The following is a 5732-nucleotide window of genomic DNA, read 5'->3' on the forward strand; positions in this document are numbered from 1 at the left end:
CACCGCATGTTCGGCGTTGCCCGCTTCCGGCTTCAGTACATAGTACTGCGCGGTCAGCTGAGCGACGTTAATCAAATCACTCTGTTGTGCAGGCTCCCCTGCGCGTTTACTGTCCGTCATTTTTCTCTCCTGTCATATCCGTCAGGCTTATTTATGTGTTGCTGTTGGGCCGCTCATCGACGGGGCCGGTCGCCCCGACGCTCCCAGGGGTGAAGGCGGGATTAGAGTTGCGTTTTGTCGATATACCAGATCTTTTGCGCATACTCCCGCACCGTGCGGTCCGATGAAAAATAGCCCATGTGGGTTATGTTGAGCATCGCTTTGGCGGTCCACTCTTCCGGGGTTTGGTAGAGCGCATCCACCTTGTCCTGACAGTCAACATAGCTGCGGTAATCGGCCAGAACCTGATAGTGGTCGCCAAAGTTGATCAGCGAATCCAGCAGACCGCGATAGCGGCCCGGCTCCTGTGGGCTGAACACCCCGGTTCCCATCTGGGTCAGCGCCTGGCGCAACTCTTGATCCTGGTCGTAGTAATCGCGCGGCTGGTAGCCGTTGCTGCGCAGCGCCTCGACCTGGGCTGCGGTATTACCGAAGATAAAGATATTCTCCTCACCCACGTGCTCCAGCATTTCAACGTTGGCACCGTCCAGCGTGCCAATGGTCAGCGCGCCGTTGAGGGCGAACTTCATATTGCTGGTCCCGGAGGCTTCGGTCCCTGCCAGCGAAATCTGCTCAGAAAGATCCGCGGCCGGAATGATCATCTGCGCCAGACTGACGCTGTAGTTGGGAATGAACACCACCTTTAGCCTGTCGCCAATCTGCGGATCGCTGTTGATGACTTTGGCTACGTCGTTTATCAGATGGATGATCTGTTTTGCCGTGTGGTAAGCGGATGCGGCTTTGCCAGCGAAAATCACCACGCGCGGTACCCATTCGGCCTGCGGGTCCGCCTTGATACGGTTGTAGCGGGTGATCACGTGCAGCACATTCATCAGCTGGCGTTTGTATTCGTGAATCCGCTTAATTTGCACATCAAACAGCGCCTTCGGGTTCACCACCACGCCCAGCTGGCGGGCGATATAATCGGCCAGCCGCTGTTTATTCGCCAGTTTGGCGGCGCTGACGGCCTGGTTAACCAGCGGATAATCCTGATATTCCCCCAGTTCACTCAGCTGACTTAAATCTGTTCGCCAGGTCTGGCCAATATAGCGATCCAGAACCCCGGCAAGGGACGGGTTAGCGGCGGCCAGCCAGCGGCGCGGCGTGACGCCATTGGTGACGTTAGTGAAGCGTCGCGGAAAGATGTGGGCGAAATCGGCAAACAGCGACTCCACCATCAGCCGGGAGTGCAGCTCCGACACGCCGTTCACCTTATGGCTCACCACCACCGCCAGCCAGGCCATCCGTACGCGGCGGCCGTTGGATTCATCAATAATCGAGGTCCGGCTCAGCAACGCAATATCATCGGGATAGTGCTCCTGCATGGTTTTCAGAAAATAGTCATTAATCTCGAAGATGATCTGCAAATGGCGCGGCAGGATTTTCCCCAGCATCTCGACCGGCCAGGTCTCCAGCGCTTCGCTCATCAGGGTATGGTTGGTGTAGGAGAAGACCTGGCAGGTCACCTCGAAAGCGTCATCCCAGCTGAAGCGGTGTTCGTCAATCAGCAGGCGCATCAGTTCCGGAATCGACAGCACCGGGTGGGTGTCGTTGAGGTGGATAGCAATTTTATCCGCCAGGTTGTCATAGGTTTGATACAGCTGGTAATGGCGGGTGAGGATGTCCTGCACCGTCGCCGAAACGAGGAAATACTCCTGACGCAGGCGCAGCTCGCGCCCGGAATAGGTTGAGTCGTCCGGGTAGAGCACGCGGGAGACGTTCTCGGAGTGGTTCTTATCCTCCACGGCGGCGAAATAGTCCCCCTGATTAAATTTACCGAGGTTAATTTCACTGCTGGCCTGGGCACTCCACAAACGCAGGGTGTTGGTGGCATCGGTTTCATAACCCGGAATAATCTGATCGTAGGCCACCGCAATAATCTCTTCGGTTTCCAGCCAGCGCGAGTTTTTGCCCTCATGTTGAATACGGCCGCCAAAGCGCACGGTATAGCGGGTTTTATGGCGCTCGAATTCCCAGGGGTTACCGTACTCCAGCCAATAGTCCGGTGACTCCATCTGCCGGCCGTCGATAATGTTTTGCTTAAACATGCCGTAGTCGTAGCGGATGCCGTAACCGCGGCCTGGCAGCCCCAGAGTGGCCAGGGAGTCGAGAAAACAGGCCGCCAGACGGCCGAGACCGCCGTTGCCCAGCCCCGGATCGTTCTCCTCATCAATCAGCTCCTCCAGATCCAGCCCCATCCCTGCCAGCGCCGTTTTCACATCCTCATAGATGCCCAGCGACAGTAAGGCGTTAGAGAGGGTTCGGCCGATGAGAAACTCCATCGACAGATAATAAACCTGCCGGGCCTGCTGCGAGATCCGCGCCCGATGCGCCCGCAGCCAACGTTCTACCAGCCGATCGCGCACGGCGAACAGCGTAGCGTTGAGCCATTCATGCTTATTGGCAAGTGAAGGGTCTTTACCAAGAATAAACATGAGCTTATAAGCGATAGCATGCTGCAACGCTTCTTCATTCAGCCTGGGTGAAATATAACTTATGCGTGGTTCCATTTTTCTTATCCGTAGCAATTAAATAATGCGCTGATACAACTGATGGAAAGACTTTGCGGCAATCTGCCAGCTAAAATCCATGCTCATTGCCTGACGTTGCACATACCGCCACAGCGATGGACGGGACCACAGGACAAAGGCCCGGCGGATGGCACGTAATAACGATTCCGTCTCGCTGTCGGGAAACACAAATCCGCTCGCCAGCCCGTCGGCAAGGTTTTCGAGCGAACAATCGGCGACGGTATCCGCCAGTCCGCCGGTGCGGCGAACCAGCGGCAATGTGCCGTAGCGCAGGCCATAAAGCTGGGTCAGACCGCAGGGTTCAAAACGGCTGGGCACCAGGATGACGTCGGCGCCGCCAATCATCTGATGCGACAGCGCCTCGTCGTAGCCGATCCGGATACTCAACTGCCCGGGGTATTGCGCCGCGGCGGCAAGAAAACGGGCCTGCAAATCAGGGTCCCCGGCTCCCAGCAGCGCCAGCTGCCCTCCCTGCTCAATGATCCCCGGCAGCGCGCCAGGGAGCAGGTCCAGCCCCTTCTGGCTGGTCAGCCGGCTCACAACGGTGAACAGCAGCGCCCGATCGTCCGCCTTCAGCCCCAGTGTCGTCTGCAGCTGCTGCTTGTTCTTCGCTTTCTCCGCCAGCGAATTCAGGTCGTAAGGCGCCGCCAGCAGCGGATCGCGGCGCGGATCCCAGATATTTTCGTCAACCCCGTTCAGGATCCCCGACAGTCGCCCTTCCCGCTGACGTTGCCGCAGCAGCTCTTCCAGACCAAACGCGTACTGTGGTTCGGTAATTTCACGGGCATACGTCGGGCTGACGGTGGTGATATGGTCAGCGAAATAGAGGCCCGCCTTAAGGAAGGAGATCTGTCCTTTAAACTCCACCCCATGCATCTGGAAGAATGACCACGGTAAAGCGATCTCCGCCATATGCCGGGCGAGGAACAGCCCCTGATAGGCAATGTTGTGCACCGTAAATACCGACCTCGCGGGGTTGCCGCGGGCGGCCAGATACGCCGGCGTGAGGCCAGCGTGCCAGTCATGGGCGTGGACGATTTCAGGCCGCCAGAACGGATCCAGACCGCCGGCAAGCTCGGCCGCGACCCAGCTCAGCAGCGCGAAACGCAGGACGTTATCGGGATAATCCTGCATCCGCGGGTCATGATAAGGATTACCCGGCCGGTCATAGAGATGCGGGGCAGCAATCAGATAGATGCCCACGCCGTTAAAGTCGCCAAACAGCAGCGTCATCGGCCCGGCGAACGTCTCCCTGCTGGCCACCACCTGCGGATCCCGTACTCCGTCGCGGATCGCGGGAAACCCCGGCAGCAGCACGCGGGCATCAACCCCCTCGGCAATTTGCGCCGCCGGGAGGGCGCCGGTCACATCAGCCAGCCCGCCCGTTTTCAACAGAGGGAACATCTCCGCTCCGGCATGTAAAACTCGCATCGATGCTCCTTAATTATTCAGGCGCGAAGGCGGCGGTGCCGATGATGGCAATCACGGCCGCGGCCGCTTTTTTTTCCGCAAACGGCTTCATCGTTCAAGTCTGTCCAGCATTTCCTGGGTCACGAGGATGATCCCCTCTTCCGAACGATAAAAACGCTGCGCATCCTCAACGGCATTTTCGCCAATCACCGTCCCCTCCGGAATAACGCATCCCCGGTCGATCACGCAGCGTCTTATCCGGCAGGAGCGACCGACCCAGACGCCCGGTAATAAAACCGACGAATCAATATTACAAAACGAGTTAATGCGAACTTTGGAGAATAAAACCGACTGCACCACCACCGAGCCAGAAATAATACAGCCGCCGGAGACCAGAGAGTTCATGGTCATGCCATGACTGCCGGAACGGTCCTGAACAAATTTAGCGCTGGGTAACGACTCAACATAAGTACGGATAGGCCAGTTACGATCGTAAACATCCAGTTCAGGTACCACCGACGCTAAATCCAGATTCGCTTTCCAGTACGCCTCCAGAGTTCCGACATCGCGCCAGTATGGCTCGGCATTATTATCCGACTGTACGCAGGAGCGCGGGAACGGATGCGCATATGCTTCACCTGCCGCCGTTATTCTGGGAATAATATCTTTGCCAAAATCATGGGTGGAGTGTTCATCCCGATCGTCTTCCGCCAGCAGCTGGTAGAGATATTCCGCATCAAACACATAAATGCCCATACTGGCAAGCGAGCGGGTTTCATCGCCAGGCATGGTGGGTGGATTAGCCGGTTTTTCAACAAATTCAATGATTTTGTCATTCTCATCCACTGCCATGACGCCAAAAGCGCTTGCCTCTTCAACCGGGACCGGCAGGCAGGCCACGGTGCAGCGCGCCCCTTTTTCAACGTGATCGAGCAGCATCCGCGAATAATCTTGTTTATAGATATGGTCCCCGGCCAGAATAACGACATATTCCGCATCATAGCGGCGGATAATATCCAGATTCTGGGTCACGGCATCCGCCGTACCTCGATACCAGTTCTCACCATGCACCCGCTGCTGCGCCGGTAATAAATCCACGAACTCATTCATTTCTTCGTTAAAGAATGCCCAGCCGCGTTGAATATGCTGCACCAGTGAATGCGACTGATATTGTGTAATGACCCCAATACGTCTTATTCCTGAGTTAATACAATTCGATAAGGCAAAATCAATAATTCTGAATTTACCGCCAAAATGCACCGCAGGTTTTGCGCGAATAGTGGTCAGGTCTTTTAAGCGGGTACCGCGCCCGCCGGCGAGGATCAGGGCCACGGATTTAAGCGGTAACTGGCGCGACAGCATTAAGTTGTCAGTATATTCAATTTTACTCATAATTATGTCCTGCTATTAAATAAAAGCTATAAAAGAAAATAATGAAGAAAAAGCCTCACTCTTCTGCAAATGAATTCAGAAGCGATCACCTCCGGTAATAAGTCAACTGCAACAGATCAGCTGCGCGTTTTATTGCCCTGCAGATTCCCGCACCAGCCAGATTGTCGCCAGCGGCGGCAGCGTCACCGACAGCGAATGCTCCCGCCCGTGGCTGGCGATCGCCTCGCTTGCCACGCCGCC

Annotated in this window: 4 protein-coding genes and 1 pseudogene; all 5 read right to left on the bottom strand. The window is 56.2% G+C overall.

Annotation, left to right across the window (positions count from 1 at the left end; genetic code table 11):
- The coding region (locus ACI2JR_RS27835; RefSeq protein WP_243655264.1) for a hypothetical protein at positions 1 to 120 on the bottom strand (120 nt) is incomplete at its 3' end.
- Between the two features lie 101 nt (positions 121 to 221).
- Positions 222 to 2669, bottom strand: coding sequence for a glycogen phosphorylase (gene glgP, locus ACI2JR_RS27840; protein ID WP_132732046.1), 2448 nt, complete (start codon positions 2667 to 2669; stop codon positions 222 to 224).
- Between the two features lie 18 nt (positions 2670 to 2687).
- On the bottom strand, positions 2688 to 4121 hold the full coding sequence (glgA, locus tag ACI2JR_RS27845; protein ID WP_462480056.1) for a glycogen synthase GlgA: 1434 nt from the start codon (positions 4119 to 4121) through the stop codon (positions 2688 to 2690).
- Positions 4122 to 4208: 87 nt separating this feature from the next.
- The gene (glgC, locus tag ACI2JR_RS27850) at positions 4209 to 5492 is read right to left on the bottom strand and encodes a glucose-1-phosphate adenylyltransferase (protein ID WP_132732044.1); all 1284 of its coding nucleotides are present in this window, start codon (positions 5490 to 5492) and stop codon (positions 4209 to 4211) included.
- Positions 5493 to 5621: 129 nt separating this feature from the next.
- Positions 5622 to 5732: pseudogene (locus ACI2JR_RS27855) on the bottom strand (1,4-alpha-glucan branching protein); the annotation flags it as partial.

Origin of the sequence: Klebsiella sp. NPDC088457 (genome assembly GCF_044900465.1) — a bacterium.
Taxonomy (GTDB): domain Bacteria; phylum Pseudomonadota; class Gammaproteobacteria; order Enterobacterales; family Enterobacteriaceae; genus Klebsiella.